19 protein-coding genes and 1 pseudogene are annotated in these 13,344 nt (G+C 65.1%); 13 read left to right on the top strand and 7 right to left on the bottom strand.

The features are described 5' to 3' along the window. The first annotated feature begins 70 nt into the window (after positions 1 to 70). From D3874_RS28620 to D3874_RS17720, 3 genes and pseudogenes are all read left to right on the top strand, one after another. Positions 71 to 232 carry a hypothetical protein gene (locus D3874_RS28620; RefSeq protein WP_158596089.1) on the top strand — a complete coding sequence of 54 codons (162 nt, stop codon included), beginning with the start codon at positions 71 to 73 and terminating at the stop codon, positions 230 to 232. 208 nt (positions 233 to 440) lie between these two features. After that, a pseudogene (locus tag D3874_RS32490) lies at positions 441 to 527 on the top strand (GFA family protein); the annotation flags it as partial. A 28-nt stretch (positions 528 to 555) separates the two neighbouring features. Then, complete coding sequence (locus tag D3874_RS17720) at positions 556 to 843, top strand: GFA family protein (RefSeq protein WP_199699123.1); 288 nt, start codon at positions 556 to 558, stop codon at positions 841 to 843. A 21-nt stretch (positions 844 to 864) separates the two neighbouring features. Here the strand turns inward: D3874_RS17720 and D3874_RS17715 are convergent, their stop codons facing one another. From D3874_RS17715 to D3874_RS17705, 3 genes are all read right to left on the bottom strand, one after another. Continuing rightward, positions 865 to 1,680, bottom strand: a complete 816-nt coding sequence (locus tag D3874_RS17715; protein ID WP_119779243.1) for a dioxygenase family protein — start codon at positions 1,678 to 1,680, stop codon at positions 865 to 867. Between the two features lie 182 nt (positions 1,681 to 1,862). Beyond that, positions 1,863 to 2,315 (bottom strand): hypothetical protein, encoded by a 453-nt coding sequence (locus D3874_RS17710; RefSeq protein WP_119779242.1) that lies wholly within the window; start codon positions 2,313 to 2,315, stop codon positions 1,863 to 1,865. A gap of 45 nt (positions 2,316 to 2,360) precedes the next feature. Further along, positions 2,361 to 2,711 carry a hypothetical protein gene (locus D3874_RS17705; RefSeq protein WP_119779241.1) on the bottom strand — a complete coding sequence of 117 codons (351 nt, stop codon included), beginning with the start codon at positions 2,709 to 2,711 and terminating at the stop codon, positions 2,361 to 2,363. 291 nt (positions 2,712 to 3,002) lie between these two features. Here D3874_RS17705 and D3874_RS28065 point away from each other — a divergent pair, with 291 nt between their 5' ends. Further along, positions 3,003 to 3,326 carry a hypothetical protein gene (locus D3874_RS28065; protein WP_147385707.1) on the top strand — a complete coding sequence of 108 codons (324 nt, stop codon included), beginning with the start codon at positions 3,003 to 3,005 and terminating at the stop codon, positions 3,324 to 3,326. Here the strand turns inward: D3874_RS28065 and D3874_RS17700 are convergent. Next, complete coding sequence (locus tag D3874_RS17700) at positions 3,323 to 3,874, bottom strand: hypothetical protein (RefSeq protein ID WP_199699122.1); 552 nt, start codon at positions 3,872 to 3,874, stop codon at positions 3,323 to 3,325. The two genes, D3874_RS28065 and D3874_RS17700, sit on opposite strands and share 4 nt — an antisense overlap. A gap of 182 nt (positions 3,875 to 4,056) precedes the next feature. Here D3874_RS17700 and D3874_RS31270 point away from each other — a divergent pair, with 182 nt between their 5' ends. Next, positions 4,057 to 4,179, top strand: coding sequence for a hypothetical protein (locus D3874_RS31270; RefSeq protein WP_274380591.1), 123 nt, complete (start codon positions 4,057 to 4,059; stop codon positions 4,177 to 4,179). Next, positions 4,176 to 4,508, top strand: coding sequence for a helix-turn-helix domain-containing protein (locus D3874_RS17690; protein ID WP_119779238.1), 333 nt, complete (start codon positions 4,176 to 4,178; stop codon positions 4,506 to 4,508). Before D3874_RS31270 ends, D3874_RS17690 begins: the two co-directional genes overlap by 4 nt. A gap of 13 nt (positions 4,509 to 4,521) precedes the next feature. On the opposite strand, the gene D3874_RS17685 is transcribed toward D3874_RS17690, so the two are convergent. Beyond that, positions 4,522 to 6,036 carry an MFS transporter gene (locus tag D3874_RS17685; RefSeq protein ID WP_119779237.1) on the bottom strand — a complete coding sequence of 505 codons (1,515 nt, stop codon included), beginning with the start codon at positions 6,034 to 6,036 and terminating at the stop codon, positions 4,522 to 4,524. 100 nt (positions 6,037 to 6,136) lie between these two features. Between D3874_RS17685 and D3874_RS17680 the strand changes: the two genes are divergently transcribed. From D3874_RS17680 to D3874_RS17655, 6 genes are all read left to right on the top strand, one after another. Beyond that, entirely contained in the window at positions 6,137 to 7,033 is an 897-nt protein-coding gene (locus D3874_RS17680; RefSeq protein ID WP_119779236.1) for a LysR family transcriptional regulator, read from the top strand. Between the two features lie 87 nt (positions 7,034 to 7,120). Next, positions 7,121 to 8,680: an alpha/beta fold hydrolase gene (locus D3874_RS17675; protein ID WP_119779235.1), complete on the top strand. Its 1,560-nt coding sequence runs from the start codon at positions 7,121 to 7,123 to the stop codon at positions 8,678 to 8,680. 128 nt (positions 8,681 to 8,808) lie between these two features. Continuing rightward, positions 8,809 to 9,303, top strand: a complete 495-nt coding sequence (locus tag D3874_RS17670; RefSeq protein WP_119779234.1) for a carboxymuconolactone decarboxylase family protein — start codon at positions 8,809 to 8,811, stop codon at positions 9,301 to 9,303. A 28-nt stretch (positions 9,304 to 9,331) separates the two neighbouring features. Further along, positions 9,332 to 9,694 (top strand): nuclear transport factor 2 family protein, encoded by a 363-nt coding sequence (locus D3874_RS17665; RefSeq protein ID WP_119779233.1) that lies wholly within the window; start codon positions 9,332 to 9,334, stop codon positions 9,692 to 9,694. A gap of 53 nt (positions 9,695 to 9,747) precedes the next feature. Next, positions 9,748 to 10,350 (top strand): pyridoxamine 5'-phosphate oxidase family protein, encoded by a 603-nt coding sequence (locus tag D3874_RS17660; protein WP_119779232.1) that lies wholly within the window; start codon positions 9,748 to 9,750, stop codon positions 10,348 to 10,350. Positions 10,351 to 10,416: 66 nt separating this feature from the next. After that, on the top strand, positions 10,417 to 11,187 hold the full coding sequence (locus D3874_RS17655) for an HD domain-containing protein (protein WP_119779231.1): 771 nt from the start codon (positions 10,417 to 10,419) through the stop codon (positions 11,185 to 11,187). A 130-nt stretch (positions 11,188 to 11,317) separates the two neighbouring features. On the opposite strand, the gene D3874_RS28615 is transcribed toward D3874_RS17655, so the two are convergent. Then, positions 11,318 to 11,491, bottom strand: coding sequence for a hypothetical protein (locus tag D3874_RS28615; RefSeq protein ID WP_158596087.1), 174 nt, complete (start codon positions 11,489 to 11,491; stop codon positions 11,318 to 11,320). Positions 11,492 to 11,965: 474 nt separating this feature from the next. On the opposite strand from D3874_RS28615, the gene D3874_RS31265 reads away from it, so the two are divergent. Further along, on the top strand, positions 11,966 to 12,091 hold the full coding sequence (locus tag D3874_RS31265; protein WP_274380590.1) for a hypothetical protein: 126 nt from the start codon (positions 11,966 to 11,968) through the stop codon (positions 12,089 to 12,091). A 45-nt stretch (positions 12,092 to 12,136) separates the two neighbouring features. On the opposite strand, the gene D3874_RS17650 is transcribed toward D3874_RS31265, so the two are convergent. After that, the gene (locus D3874_RS17650) at positions 12,137 to 13,171 is read right to left on the bottom strand and encodes an aldo/keto reductase (RefSeq protein ID WP_119779230.1); all 1,035 of its coding nucleotides are present in this window, start codon (positions 13,169 to 13,171) and stop codon (positions 12,137 to 12,139) included. Positions 13,172 to 13,344: the final 173 nt, after the last annotated feature.

Genomic DNA, 13,344 nt, shown 5'->3' with positions numbered 1-13,344 from the left:
GCGATTCCTATGGGCGCCGGGTCGGCACAATCGAGGAAGAGGACTGATCGCCACTCGCCGATGTATGGCGATGGCCGCAGCTGATCGTGCCTTGGTTTCATCACGGGTGGTGAAACCAAAGCCTGCCTGTTCAACGGGCGTGCTTTCACTGATCAAGGCCAAAAAATTCCCTGTTATGGTTTTTGAAATTCCCTGCAGGTTGACCGCCCGCAACGCCGGGGAAATCCGCTAACTCCCTGAAGATACCGGAGAATTCCTGCCTCGCCCCGAGGTCCGAGGCGGTTTTGGGTGGCAAATTCTCTGATAAATCCCTGTTGATAGGGAATTTGGCCAGAAGCAGGGTTCGCAGGCGACTGCGCACACCGCCACTTCCCGGGCTGGTCGGACCAGCGCCGCGCGGCCTCGCAGCGTGCAGCCTCGCCGAGGGGTGGTCGACAGCCATGCTTACAGGCTCTTGTCATTGCGGCGCCAGTCACTGGACCCTCGTGGGCGATCCCGGATCGGTCACCGCGTGCAACTGCACGCTATGCCGTCGCTACGGCGCGCTGTGGGCCTATGACTACGAGAACGAGCGCATCCCGCGTCTCGGGGCCGAGCACTGCCTACACCCGCGCGGGCAAGGCCGATCCGGCGCTCGAGATCCACTTCTGCCCCACCTGCGGCTGTGTGCTGTGCTGGCGCGGCCGCCGCCTCGATCCGGACGGCCGCCGCCGTATCGCGGTCAATGTCAGGCTCGCGCCGCCGCAAGCGGTGGCGGACCTCCTGATCGACCATTTCGACGGCCTCGACAGCTTCGACGACCTGCCGCGCGACGGCCGCTGCGTGCGCGATCTCTGGTTCTAGCTGGCCCCTATTCGTGAAGGCTCATGCCACCGCCCGCGCCACGGCCAAGACGCCCGAAGGCAGCACGAAATTGTAGGTCACGTCGAAGTACGGCTTGTCCAGGTTGTGCGCCGCGAGATCCTCGTCGCGCTCATGGCGGATCAATTCGGCGATCAGGCCGTCGCGCACGGCATTGGCGCTGTCACTCTCCAGGTAACGGCCGCCTTTGAAATAGATCTGCGAGGTCATTTCACCGACGTCGGGATGACGGATTTTCACGTGCAGGTGGGCCGGCCGGAAGCAGTGACGGCCCAAGGCATCGAGCACCCGGCCGGTCGGGCCACATTTGGGAATCTCGTAGGATTGGGGAACGATCGTCCGCACCTTGTAGCGGCCTTCGGCATCCGTGCGGAAACGCCCGCGCAGATTCCAGGCGGGAACGGACGGGTCGATGTTCGAGTAGCGGCCATCGGCGTCCGCGTGCCACAGGTCGATTTCGGCATCGGCCAGCGGCCTGCCGGCCGTGTCGGTGACGCGCCCCATGAAAAGCAGGACGTCTCCCTTCTCGTCAGCCCGTTGCGTCAGCATGAAGGGGGCTTCGAGTTCAGGCGCGCCGGGCAAATAGAATGGCCCCTCGATGGCTTCCGGGCTGCCATCGCGGCCAGTATTGGCGATATCGGTTACCTCGGCTTCAAAAAAGATATCGTACAAGAGAGACTGTTCACCCGCCTGGATGGTCTCCGCCAGCAGATCGGTGGCCACCCGATATTCGTCATGCGTGACCTTGTGTTCACGCATGAATTCGAAAATGGTCTTCTGCAGGCCTTCCACAAGCTCCTGCGCGCGCGCGTTTGGCATTTTCCCCCTCCTTTTTCTGTCGGTCGCTGAACGCTGAAGAGAACCGACCAGGTCCGTTCTGGACCATTTCGGCCAAGTCAAGCTCGGCCATTCCCCTACGTTAGCATTTGATGCATCGAATGTGAATCGATGCTGCAGGGTGGTGCAGACTCAACTTTGATGAAATCTAGGGGAGATCGGGGTCAAACCCCTATTGGCTCGCCGTGGGGCGAGCGCCACTGCCGAACGATATTTTCGTATGTCGTTTGTACCAGGCCATCTGCATCCTCACTCGCGCAATTCAGGATCCCGAGCGCTGTGTAGAGATCCCGATATTCTGCGACCCTATGCATCCAATCGATGACCTCCTGTACTGGCAACTCCCTCCCTTCGATCATCGCCTCGGCGACACCCACCATCATTTCCAGGAGGGGATGATCGAAGCTTCCGCGCCAGTGGGCCAGAATTTGACGAAGCTTGGTGGGCGTGACGCGCGCCAGATTTGGCGGCCGGCAGATCTCATGGAGGACCATGAAAGCTGCATTGGGCGAAATCCTGACGCCGCGAGCGATGAGCTCGGTCCAACGCGCCTCGTCATTGTAGGGGAAGCAGCAATCGATCTCGTTGATGAACTCGATTTCCGCATCACCGCTCATCGACGTAAATCCGGGTCAGACTGCAGTTGAATAGGCCTTGGACACTCACTTCGTTATTCCAAGGTCGGCGCGCATCGCTTCCTTCATGTCGCGATCGGCTGCCATCCGCAACGGGCGGTCATCGTTGGTTTCGACGATACGGCGGATCGCCTCTCGCACGGCTTCAGGCGCCACCAACTCACATCGCATCTGCCAGTAAGCAAATAGCTTCGACGTTTCGTCTGTCCCTTCAACGGCGGCGCGATGGTAGGTTTCCAACAGGCCGATGTATGCCGTTTGCCTTTCTTGAAAGCGGCGATCGTTGTGCTTTGAGCGCTGGGCCAACCACGATTGGATTAGCGCGGTTGCGATCGATCCAAGACCAAATGCGGTCAAAAGCGGGATAAGTTCGGTCATGCATACATTGTAGCGGCGACTACTGTTGGTTTCATCCCCATTCCCGCTCGACTTGCAATCAGGTTGCGAAGGGCCACGGAACTTATCAGCATCTCGATTTGGAAAAGGTCGGGCGAGAAATCGGATGAAGTTGGAGCGAACCCCCGTAAAATCGCGGAGATTTGGGTCAGACCCTATTCGCTAATTTTTACCGGATTGTTCGAAGGTTGGGGTATGCACGCTACGCTAGCGGTAGCCCACTTCCGTGTGCTAATGCTCGTCATTGCTCTTTTCCGATCCAGGGAGAGTTGAATGCCAGGTAAGATCGGGCGATCAAGCGAGCACGACATCTCGGTTGCAGTGTTGCGCTATCTCTCCACTCTTCCAAAGGGTGAATCTACCACCGGCGTGATTAAGCAGAGTGTCCCTGAGTTTATCAATTTAACGGCTGGCGATCATGAGCCATCGGAGACCCGTCCAAATGAAGAGATGTGGGTTCAGGTGGTTGGAAATATTGTTAGTCACAGAAAGGACTCTCCCGAGAATTTTGTGAATCTCGGCCTACTTTCGTATCGGAAGGGTCATCTGGCCATTACCGACGCTGGCCGTGCTTATCTTAAGCGCAAAGGATTCTAGCTGTAGCGAGCCTTATAGCCTGGCTGGAGCCATTTGAGTTCTGTCTGACTTGGAGCGTCTTTGTCCCAGACGAACCAAGCATATGCTGTTGTGCCAGTGCCTTTTTGCACAGCACCCGCGGGATAGAACGTAATGCGCTCGCTGAACACCCATACACGCGACGGTGGCGCCTCCGTAAATATCGTCCGTTGCCGATTTGCGCCTTCAAGAAAGGCCAATCGCAGCAAGAGTGCAAATTTTCGCTCAGCGGCTTTGAGCCCAGATTGCACGAAACCTTCAGCCGCATTGTATGGCGGATTAGTGACGATATTGGCGGCGCGACGCTTCGGGCGTAGGAAGTCGACCCCAGGCTCACCGTAACCGCGATTGTATAAGTCTGAACTCGTGATTTTCTGGCTCGCGAGTTCAAGAACTTTCGACATCGCGCCATCCCCACATGCGCTTTCCCAGATGTCTCCCTTAAACGGTTCATTGTCGATGAGGGCATGGGTAGCCCAAGCCGGGGTCGGGAAGAAGTCGGGGCCATCAAGATCGGCAAACCGCTTCATGGTCGGCTTAAACCCGCCGTTTAGGTGGTATGTCGTGTCCATGGAGAAAGATTAACAGAATCAGTAGGTTAGTCAAATTTTGCTAAGTGATTCTAATGACTCGTAAATTTGCCTGTTTGGAAAAATTGAGTATCGATTTGCTGGCGCATAGGCATCGAGTTGACCCTAAGCGACAGGCCCTCTTGCTGGTGGGTGGCGACAAGTCGGGGGTGAACGAGAAGCGGTTCTACAAGACGCTGATCGTCAAGGCCGATGCCAGGTTCGACGCGCATCTGGCCGCGCTGGAGAAGGAGAAGAAGCGGTGAAAATACTCAAGGATGTGGTCGCCGGCCTGCCTGTCGCCGAGCGGCGGGCGGTCGAGGCCCGCACCGCCGACCTGATCGCCGAGGAAATGACGCTGCGCGATCTGCGCCGTGCGCTTGCGGTTACACAAGAGCAACTGGCGAGATCCCTGAAGGTGAAACAGGCGAATATTTCCCAGCTCGAGAAGCGCGCCGACCTGCTGATTTCGACGCTGCGCGAGACCGTCGCGGCGATGGGCGGCACGCTCGAACTCGTGGCGACTTTTCCCGATCGGCCGCCGGTCAAGCTCGCTGGACTTGGCGAACTCGACGCCGAGGACTCCGCTGCTTGAACAAGCGGTGATATCAGCCCCTGTTGCCCGCCGGCGCCCCATCGCGCGCGGTGCGGCGGTGGGCGGCGATCGCTATCGCGAGTGCCACGACGATCAGCGCCGCCGCGACGGCGAAGGTCATGTGCATGCCCCAGGCAACCGCCTGCGGCGGGGCCGTGCCCATATCCGTCGCGCCCGCGGCCGCGGCGAACACGGCACCCATCACTGAGGCGCCGGTGACGAGGCCCAGGTTGCGCGACAGGCTGAGCATGCCGGAGACGGTGCCGCGCCGGTCGGGGTGAACATCCCGCATGACGGCCGTGTTGTTGGCCGCCTGGAACAGCGCATAGCCGGGGGTGAGAACGGCGATGGCGCCAATGTAACCGGCAACGCCGAAACCGGCCGGGATCACGGAAAGCGCCAAGGCGCCGGCCGCCATGGCGACGAGCCCGGCGACGACCATGAAGGCCGCGCCGAAACGGTCGACAAGGCGGCCCGCCGGCAGGCCGATCAGGGCGGAGATCACCGGGCCGATCGACATGACCAGCCCGACCAGGGCCGCGTCGAGCCCCAGCGCACGCGAGAGGTGGAACGGGCCGACCACCAGCGTCGCCATCATCACGGTGGAGACCAGCGCGTTCGTGCCCAGGCTGCCGCTCAACGCCCGCTCGCGGAACACCGCCAGGGCGATCAAGGGCGAGGCCACCCGCGCCTCGACCAGCACGAAGAGGCTGCCGCCGACGGCCGCGGCCAGGAGCAGGGCCAGGTTGACCCCGTCGAAGCGGCCGCCCCCCACGGTCATGGCGAGGGCATAGGCCGCGAGCGTGAGGCCCAGCAACAGGGTGCCCGGATGGTCGAAGCCGCTACGCTGGCGCGTCGCCTGTGGTCCGGGCATGCCTTGTCCGGGCGCGGGCAGGGTGCGCCGGGCGAGCAGCAAATTCAGGAGGCCCAGCGGCACCATGACGAGAAAGATCGCGCGCCAGCCGGGGCCGGCGATCAGCACCCCGCCCAGCGAGGGGCCGAGCGCGGTGCCGATCGCCGACATGGTGCCGAGCAGTCCCATGGCGCTGCCGGTCCGTGCCTTGGGCACGATCTCGCCCGCCAGGGCGATGGCGAGGGCCATCATGATGGCCGCGCCCAGGCCCTGCACCGCCCGGGCGGCGATCAGCCAGCCGAGCGTGGGGGCCGCGCCGCACAGGATGGAGGCCGCGGTGAACAGGGCGAGCCCGGCCAACAGCAGCCGCCGGCGACCGATGATGTCGCCAAGCCGCCCGACGCTGACGATCAGGGTGGTGATGGCCAGGAGATAGGCCAGCACGACCCACTGGACCGCCTGGAAGGAGGCGTCGAACGCCTGCGCCAGGGTCGGCAGGCCGACATTGGCGCTGCTGGTGCCGAGCGAGGCCAGCAACATGGCGAGCGAAAGGCCGGCGAGCGCCCATCGCGCCGCCGGTGCCTGCCCCGCCGCTGCGGCGGCCTGGTCTCGCCCGGCAATGATCGGATTCAAGGTGAACTCCTGTTCAGGCGGCACCCGAACCGGTGTCGCCATGAACCATGGTCCTTTGGTCGACATGGCGGAAGATGCATCATTTGCAGTCTATTCGTGCGTCTGGCGCCACATGACGGGCAAACAATGCTAGGCTCGGTCCATGTCCACACCCGATCTCAACCTGCTGGTCACCCTCGACGTGCTGCTTGCCGAAGGCAGCGTCGCGCGCGCCGCCCGGCGCTTGCGGCTGAGCCCGTCGGCAATGAGCCGGGCCCTGGCGCGGCTGCGGGAGACGGTGGGCGATCCGCTGCTGGTCAGGGCCGGGCGCGGCCTGGTGCCCACCCCTCGGGCGCTCGAACTGCGCGAGCGGGCCGGCCAGCTCGTGGAGGATGCCAGGGCGGTCCTGCGCCCGGCGGAAAAGCCCGACTTCAAGCAACTGGTTCGAACCTTCACGCTGCGGACCCGCGAAGGCTTTGTCGAGAACTTCGGCCTGGCCCTCATCGCGCGCGTCCGGGCGCAGGCGCCGGGCGTGCGGCTGCGCTTCGTGCAGAAGTCGAACAAGGACAGCGCACCGCTGCGCGAGGGGGAGGTCGATCTGGAAACCGGTGTCGTGGGCAAGACGACAGGACCGGAGGTGCGGACGCAGGCCTTGTTCCAGGATCGCTTCGTCGGCGTCGTGCGCCTGGAACATCCGCTGAGCCAGGGCAAGATCACGCCTGCCCGCTACGCCGCCGGCGCACATATCTGCGTCTCGCGGCGGGGCCTCGACAAGGGGCCGATCGATGAAGCGCTGGAGCCGTTCGGGCTGAGCCGGGACATCGTCACCATCGTCGGCGGCTTTTCGACCGCGCTGGCGCTGGCCCGGGCCGCCGACCTGATCGCCACGGTTCCCGAGCGCTATACCGGCAACCTGCGCGTCGGCATGCACAGCTTCGCCCTGCCGCTCTCCCTGCCCGAGGTCACGATTTCCCTGCTCTGGCATCCGCGGCTGGATGCCGATCCGGCGCATCGCTGGCTGCGCGGCTGCGTGCGGGAGGTCTGCGCCGGCGCCGGCTGAACGGGGGCGGCATCGAACTGCCGATTTGCGCAGGGTTTGCTATGGTGGCGGCAGGTCACTTCCACTGATCCGCGCGAAAACGGGGCCATGCGACCGGTCGAGACTCGATATGCGAGAAGCGGCGAGACCAGAATCGCCTACCAGGTGATCGGCCAGGGCTCGCTCGACCTCGTGCTGGTGCCGGGTTTCCTGTCCAACCTCGACATTCTCTGGGAGGATCCGGGCTATGCCCGCCTGGTCCGGCGCCTGTCGAGATTCAGCCGGCTGATCCTGTTCGACAAGCGCGGGACGGGATTGAGCGACCCGGTCCCCATGGCGGCCCTGCCCGATCTGTCGGCGCGCAGTGACGATATCCGCGCCGTCATGGACGCTACAGGCAGCACCCGCGCCGCCCTGCTCGGCGCCTCGGAAGGTGCTGCGATGGCCATCGTCTTCGCGGCGACCTGGCCGGCGCGGGTGCGGAATCTCGTGCTCTACGGCGGCTATGCCCGGTTCGACGGGTCGGTCATGGATGCCAGGCGGCGCCGGGCCTTCCTCGACTCGATTGAAACATCCTGGGGCGGCAGCGCAACCCTGGCCCATTTCGCGCCCGGCCGCGCCGACGACCGCCGCTTCGCCGAATGGTGGGCCCGCTTCGAGCGCCTGTCGGCCAGCCCGACCTGCGCGCTCGCGCTGGCCCGGATGAACGGCGCGATCGACCTGGGCGGCCTGCCGTCGGGCGTCAAGGCGCCGACGCTCCTCATCCACCGCACCGATGACGCCTATGCGGACTCCAAGGGCAGCCGAGACCTCGCCCGTGCCATCGAAGGCGCGCGCCTCGTCGAGCTTCCAGGCCGCGAACACCCGATCTGGATGGGCGATGTCGACCAGGTGGCCGCCCTTGTCGAGGAGTTCCTGACCGGGATGCGACCGGTGGCCGACAGCGACCGCGTGCTCGCCATCCTGCTGGTGGCGCGGCTGGCCGAGCTGCCGGGCCGCCCGGTGTCCCGCCCCGGGGCAGCGCACCCGGGCGAACGCTCGGCGCTGTTCCACGAGGCGGTGCCCAAGGTGATGGAACGCTACAGCGGCCATGCCGAATGGCTCGGCGCCGACAGGATCGCCGCGCGCTTCGACGGGCCGGCCCGGGCCGTCGGCGCGGCCGTCGCCCTGCGCGAGGCAGCCGTCGCGCTGGGGCTTGCGATCGCCCAGGGCATTCATGTCGGCGAGATCGACCTGTCGCTTTCGCCGCTGGCCGGCGCCCCGGTCGACATCGCCGAGAGGATCGCGGCGTCCGCCCGGGCGCCCGACATCCTGCTGTCGCGGCTGGCGAGCGATCTGGTGTCCGGCGCCGGCATGCAGTTCATCGACCGCGGCCCTCTCGCGGGCGAGGAGGGGCACGATCCCCTGCGGGTGGTGGCGCTGGCGACGGAGCGGCACCTCGAGCCGGTCGGCCGCAAGCCTCGCGCACCCGATCCCGGCATTCTCACCCCGCGCGAACGGGAAGTGCTGGCCCTGGTGGCGGAGGGGTCGAGCAACACCCACATCGCCTTGCAGCTCGGCCTCAGCGAGCACACGGTCAAGCGTCACGTCGCCAACATCCTCCTGAAACTCGATCTGCCCACCCGGACGGCCGCCGCCGGGCTGGTCGCCCGCCAGCCGGCACCCTGAGCCGGCGCTGGCTCGAACGGGCCATTGCCGGCGTGGTGCTTTCGAGGGAAGCGCCCGTCCGCACCACCGCGCTAGGTTGCTTCCGTCATTGCGCACCGCCGACAGACCGGAAGAATGGGGAGGCTTCGATGCAAAAGCTCAGGGGAACCATCGCGACGCTCGCATTCGTCGCCGGATTCGGCACACTCGTCTGCGGCATGCCCGCCGCTCTGGCCGAGGATGCGTCGGCCGAGGCGACGTACAAGGATATCGAGCAGACGCTCGGTTCCGTGCCCGGCATGTTCAAGGTCTTCCCGGAGATCGGCATCGCCGGCGCCTGGGCGGAATTCAAGTCCGTCCAGCTCAACCCCGGGACCGCGCTCGACGGCAAGACCAAGGAGTTGCTGGGGCTTGCCGTCGCGGCGCAGATCCCGTGCGAGTACTGCGTCTATTTCCATACCGCGGCGGCGAAGCTGAACGGCGCGACCGACGAGGAGATCCGCGAAGCCGTCGCCATGGCCGCCATCGTCCGGCACTGGTCGACGGTGCTGAACGGCATGCAGGTCGATCCTGCGACGTTCAGGCAGGAGACCGACGCTGTACTCGCGCGCGCCGCGGAAACGGCCAAGGCCAGCGCCAAGTAACGGCGGGGCCGGGCGAACAGGAGGGGGCATGATTACCAAGACGAAACCAGTGACGGGCGCTGCGATCAAGCGCGCCATCGAGACGCGCGACGGCCAGGCGCTCGCCGGCTTCTATGCCGATCATGCGGTGACGCGCATCGTCGACCGCAACAATCCCCCTAGCAGGCCCCGGGAGATCAAGGGGCGGGCGGCGATTGCGGCGTTCTGGGGCGACATCTGCGGCCGCGCGATGACGCATCGCGTGGACACCACCCTCGCCGACGGCGACCGCGTGGCCTTCACCCAGGCCTGCGTCTATCCCGACGGCGCCAAGGTCTTCTGCATCGCCCTGCTCGAATTGAAGGACGGGCTGATCGTCGACCAGACGATCGTCCAGGCCTGGGACGAATAGCATTACAGCGCCGAACTGTTCGGCAACCGGTCACGGCCAGGAGGAGAATATCGATGTCCGACAGCACCCTCTACCACGACGGCAACCGCGCCTTGCAGGACCGCTTCGAGAGCCGGCGCATCGCCGACCGTCTGGAACAGCTTGCGCGGCCAGCCTTCACCGACGAAGACAAGAGCTTCATCGAGAGCGCCATCTACTTCTTCCTCGCCACGGCGGATGACGAGGGGCGCCCGGATTGCTCGTTCAAGGGCGGCCCGGCGGGCTTCGTCCGCGTCACCGGGCCGTCCGAACTGGCCTTCCCCGATTACGACGGCAACGGCATGTTCAAGAGTCTCGGCAATCTCGCGCTCAACCCCAACGTCGCCCTGCTGTTCATCGCCCTGCACGGGACGCCGCGGCGCCTCAGGGTGAATGGCACGGCGCGCATCGACCGGGCCGACCCGTTGCTGAACCAGACCGTCGGGGCGCAGATGATCGTGCGGGTGGAGGCGCGCGTCATCTTCCCCAATTGCCCGCGCTACATCCCGACCATGCAACTCGTCGATCCGTCGCCCTACACGCCCCGGCCGGGCGAGGAGCCCATCGAGCCGGCCTGGAAGAGCTTCGACGTCTTCAAGGACGACATCCACCCCCGCCAGCCGACGTGGAAGGGCTGAGTAGGCCTGGGACTTTTCCCTAATTCAGCTTCATGCTCGATGCTTGATCGATCGTGGAGGGGCGGCATGAGCGGGGTAGGGACGCTGGCCTGGGCGCGCGAGACGGGCGGGCGGATCGATTTCAAGGATCGTCTGGCGCTGACCAGGCTCGCCGCCGTCTCCTTGTTTGCCGAACTGCCGGACATGGCGCTGTACCGGTTGGGGCTGAAGCGGCGGTTTCCGGCGGCGGTGGGTTTTGCGGCGCTGAAGGCGCCGGACACCGCGGCGGCGCGCGCGGCCGAGACCCTGCTCGGCGAGCTGACGCCGCCGTTCATGGTGAACCATTCCCTGCGCACCTACTGGTTCAGCCGGCTCATCGGCTTGGCCGCCGGCCTCCCGTTCGATGACGAGATCCTGTACCTGGCCAGCCTCACCCACGATCTGGGCTTCTATGGGCCTTACGCCGCAGCGACGCCGGATGCCGCCTGCTTCACGATCCGCAGTGCCCGCTGCGCCTGCGACATCGCCCACCAGGCCGGCTGGGATGCAGCGCGCAAGCACCGGGTGGCCGAGGCCGTCATCCTCAACACCAATGGCCACGTGCCGCAGGCTCAAGGGGTGGAGGCCCATCTGATGATGCGGGGCGTGCTGATCGATGCCACCGGCATGCACGCCTGGCGCCTCAACCCGGCCGAGCTATCGGCGGTGTTCGAGCGCCTGCCCCTGCTCGACCAGCAGGAGCAATTGTGGCCGACCTTCAGTGCCGAGGCGGATCGTCAGCCCCGCTGCCGCGGCCATTTCGCCAAGCGCTATCTCCAGTTCGGCCTGATGGTGAAGCTCTCGCCCTGGAATCGCTAGGCCCGGCCGCGCCGTCACGAGCGCGTATCGATGGATAAACGTCGAGCCGGCGGCATGAAACCAGGCGTGTTACCTGATTCCACGCCCCGAAAGCCGCCCGGCCCGATGTGCCGGCACGGTCGGGCGGGCGCTACCGGGTGGTGTTGCGTTCGACCGCGCCCAGCTTGTGGCGGGCGTCGAGCGTGTTCTGCTCGATCGCCCCCAGCTTGTCGCGGATTTCCAACTGGGCCACCAGCACCTCGGCGGCCAGGCGCAGAACCACGAAGCCGCCCAGCAACACACCGAGGTCTTGCAGCAGGGACATGACGGGATCGCGGGCGACCTCAGGGGGGGCGATGCTACCAGCTGAGCATAGAGATCATGCACAACATAGGCGGCGAGCAGGGCAAGGCCGGCCAGATAGAACAGCCGGACGATCATGATGCCCATGGGCTTGGTCAACAGAAACAGTCGTCCCATCAGTGACCCCCAGAAAGCAATACAGTTGTGCTGCGGTGCAAAAAAATTGCCTGCGATCGACCTGTGAGTCAAGGCGCTCCGAGCATCCCCAGCCAGCCGGAGAAGTTTTGATTCTCAGGGCCGACACTCGGCCGGCCGTATCTTCTCGCATCTGCGGGACTATTGTGCGTTGCCGCACGCTTTGCGCGAGGCTGCCTGAAGCAATTCACGTTTTGTAAGGAAATTCGTGTCACGCTTTGTTCATGAAGCGGACGGACGTGAGTGATTCTCAGGAATCGACTTGTCAACAAGATCCGCTCTGGACGCGGAAGGAACGGGTATGTTTGGCTTGATCGTCCTGGGCTTTGTCGCCACGGTCGGCGTCTTCGTCGTCGGTATCGCCGCTGGTTCCCGCCTCACGCGCGGTTCCGCCCAGATCACCGAGAGCGAACACGACCCCTACTGATCGCGGCCCGGTCGCCCCGACCGTGCCGCGCCAGCATCGCCGTCCTTACACCGGCGGCGGATTCAGCCGGGCGAATCCCGCCTGGCGGCGATAGGGGAAATAGGGATAGGCGGCGGTAACAGTGCTGGCGTCATCGAGCCGGGCGATCTGGTCGGCAGCAAGCGACCAGCCCACGGCACCCAGGTTGTCCCGCAGTTGCGCCTCGTTGCGGGCGCCGATGATCACCGAAGAAACCGTCGGCCGTGCCAGGAGCCAGTTCAAGGCGACCTGGGGGATGGTCCTGCCCGTTTCGCGGGCGATCTCGTCTAGCGCGTCGACCACACGATAGAGCTGCTCGTCATCGACCGGCGGGCCGAAATCCGCGGTCTCGTGAAGCCGGCTCTGCGTCGGCAGGGGTTGGCCGCGCCGCAGCTTGCCCGTCAGCCGGCCCCAGCCCAGCGGGCTCCACACCAAGGCCCCCACGCCCTGGTCGAGGCCCAGCGGCATCAATTCCCATTCATAGTCGCGGCCCACCAGCGAGTAATAGGCCTGGTGCGCGATATAGCGCGGGTAGCCGTGCCTATCGGCGATCCCGAGCGACTTCATCAGTTGCCAGCCGGAGAAATTGGACACGCCGACATAGCGCACCTTGCCGGCGCGCACGAGCGCGTCGAGCGTCGACAACACCTCCTCGATCGGCGTGGCGGCGTCGAAGGCGTGTAACTGGAGAAGATCGATATAGTCGGTGCCCAGGCGGCGCAGGGCATCCTCGGTCGCCTTGATCAGGCGGCTGCGCGAGGTGCCGGCGTCGCCCGGACCATCGCCCATCGGCAGCCCGGTCTTGGTCGAGAGCAGCACCTGGTCGCGGCGGCCCTTGATGGCCGCGCCCAACACCTCCTCCGAGGCGCCGCCTGAATAGACGTCGGCGGTGTCGAAGAGGGTGACGCCGGCCTCCAGGCAGATGTCGACGAGGCGGCGCGCCTCGGCCGCATCGCTGTTGCCCCAGGCGCTGAACAGCGGTCCCCGGCCGCCGAAAGTGCCGGCGCCGAAGCTCAAGGCGGGCACCTTCAGGCCCGATGCGCCAAGCGGTCTGTAGTCCATGGTCGTGCTCCCGTCTGCGATCACCACAAGGTGGAGGCGGGCAGGCTCATGACTAGACTGTGCGGAGACAATTCATTGATGAATTAAATGCACGAGCGGCCTCAGGCCAGCGCCGACAGGTTCGTCGGCAGCATGCGCTTGCGCAGGGTTCCGTGCCTCCGGGGGCGCCAGGG

The organism is Oleomonas cavernae (genome assembly GCF_003590945.1).
In the GTDB taxonomy this organism is placed as follows: Bacteria; Pseudomonadota; Alphaproteobacteria; order Zavarziniales; family Zavarziniaceae; genus Zavarzinia; species Zavarzinia cavernae.
Note: the sequence above shows the minus strand (reverse complement) of the source record. Positions and strands in the feature narration are given on the sequence as shown.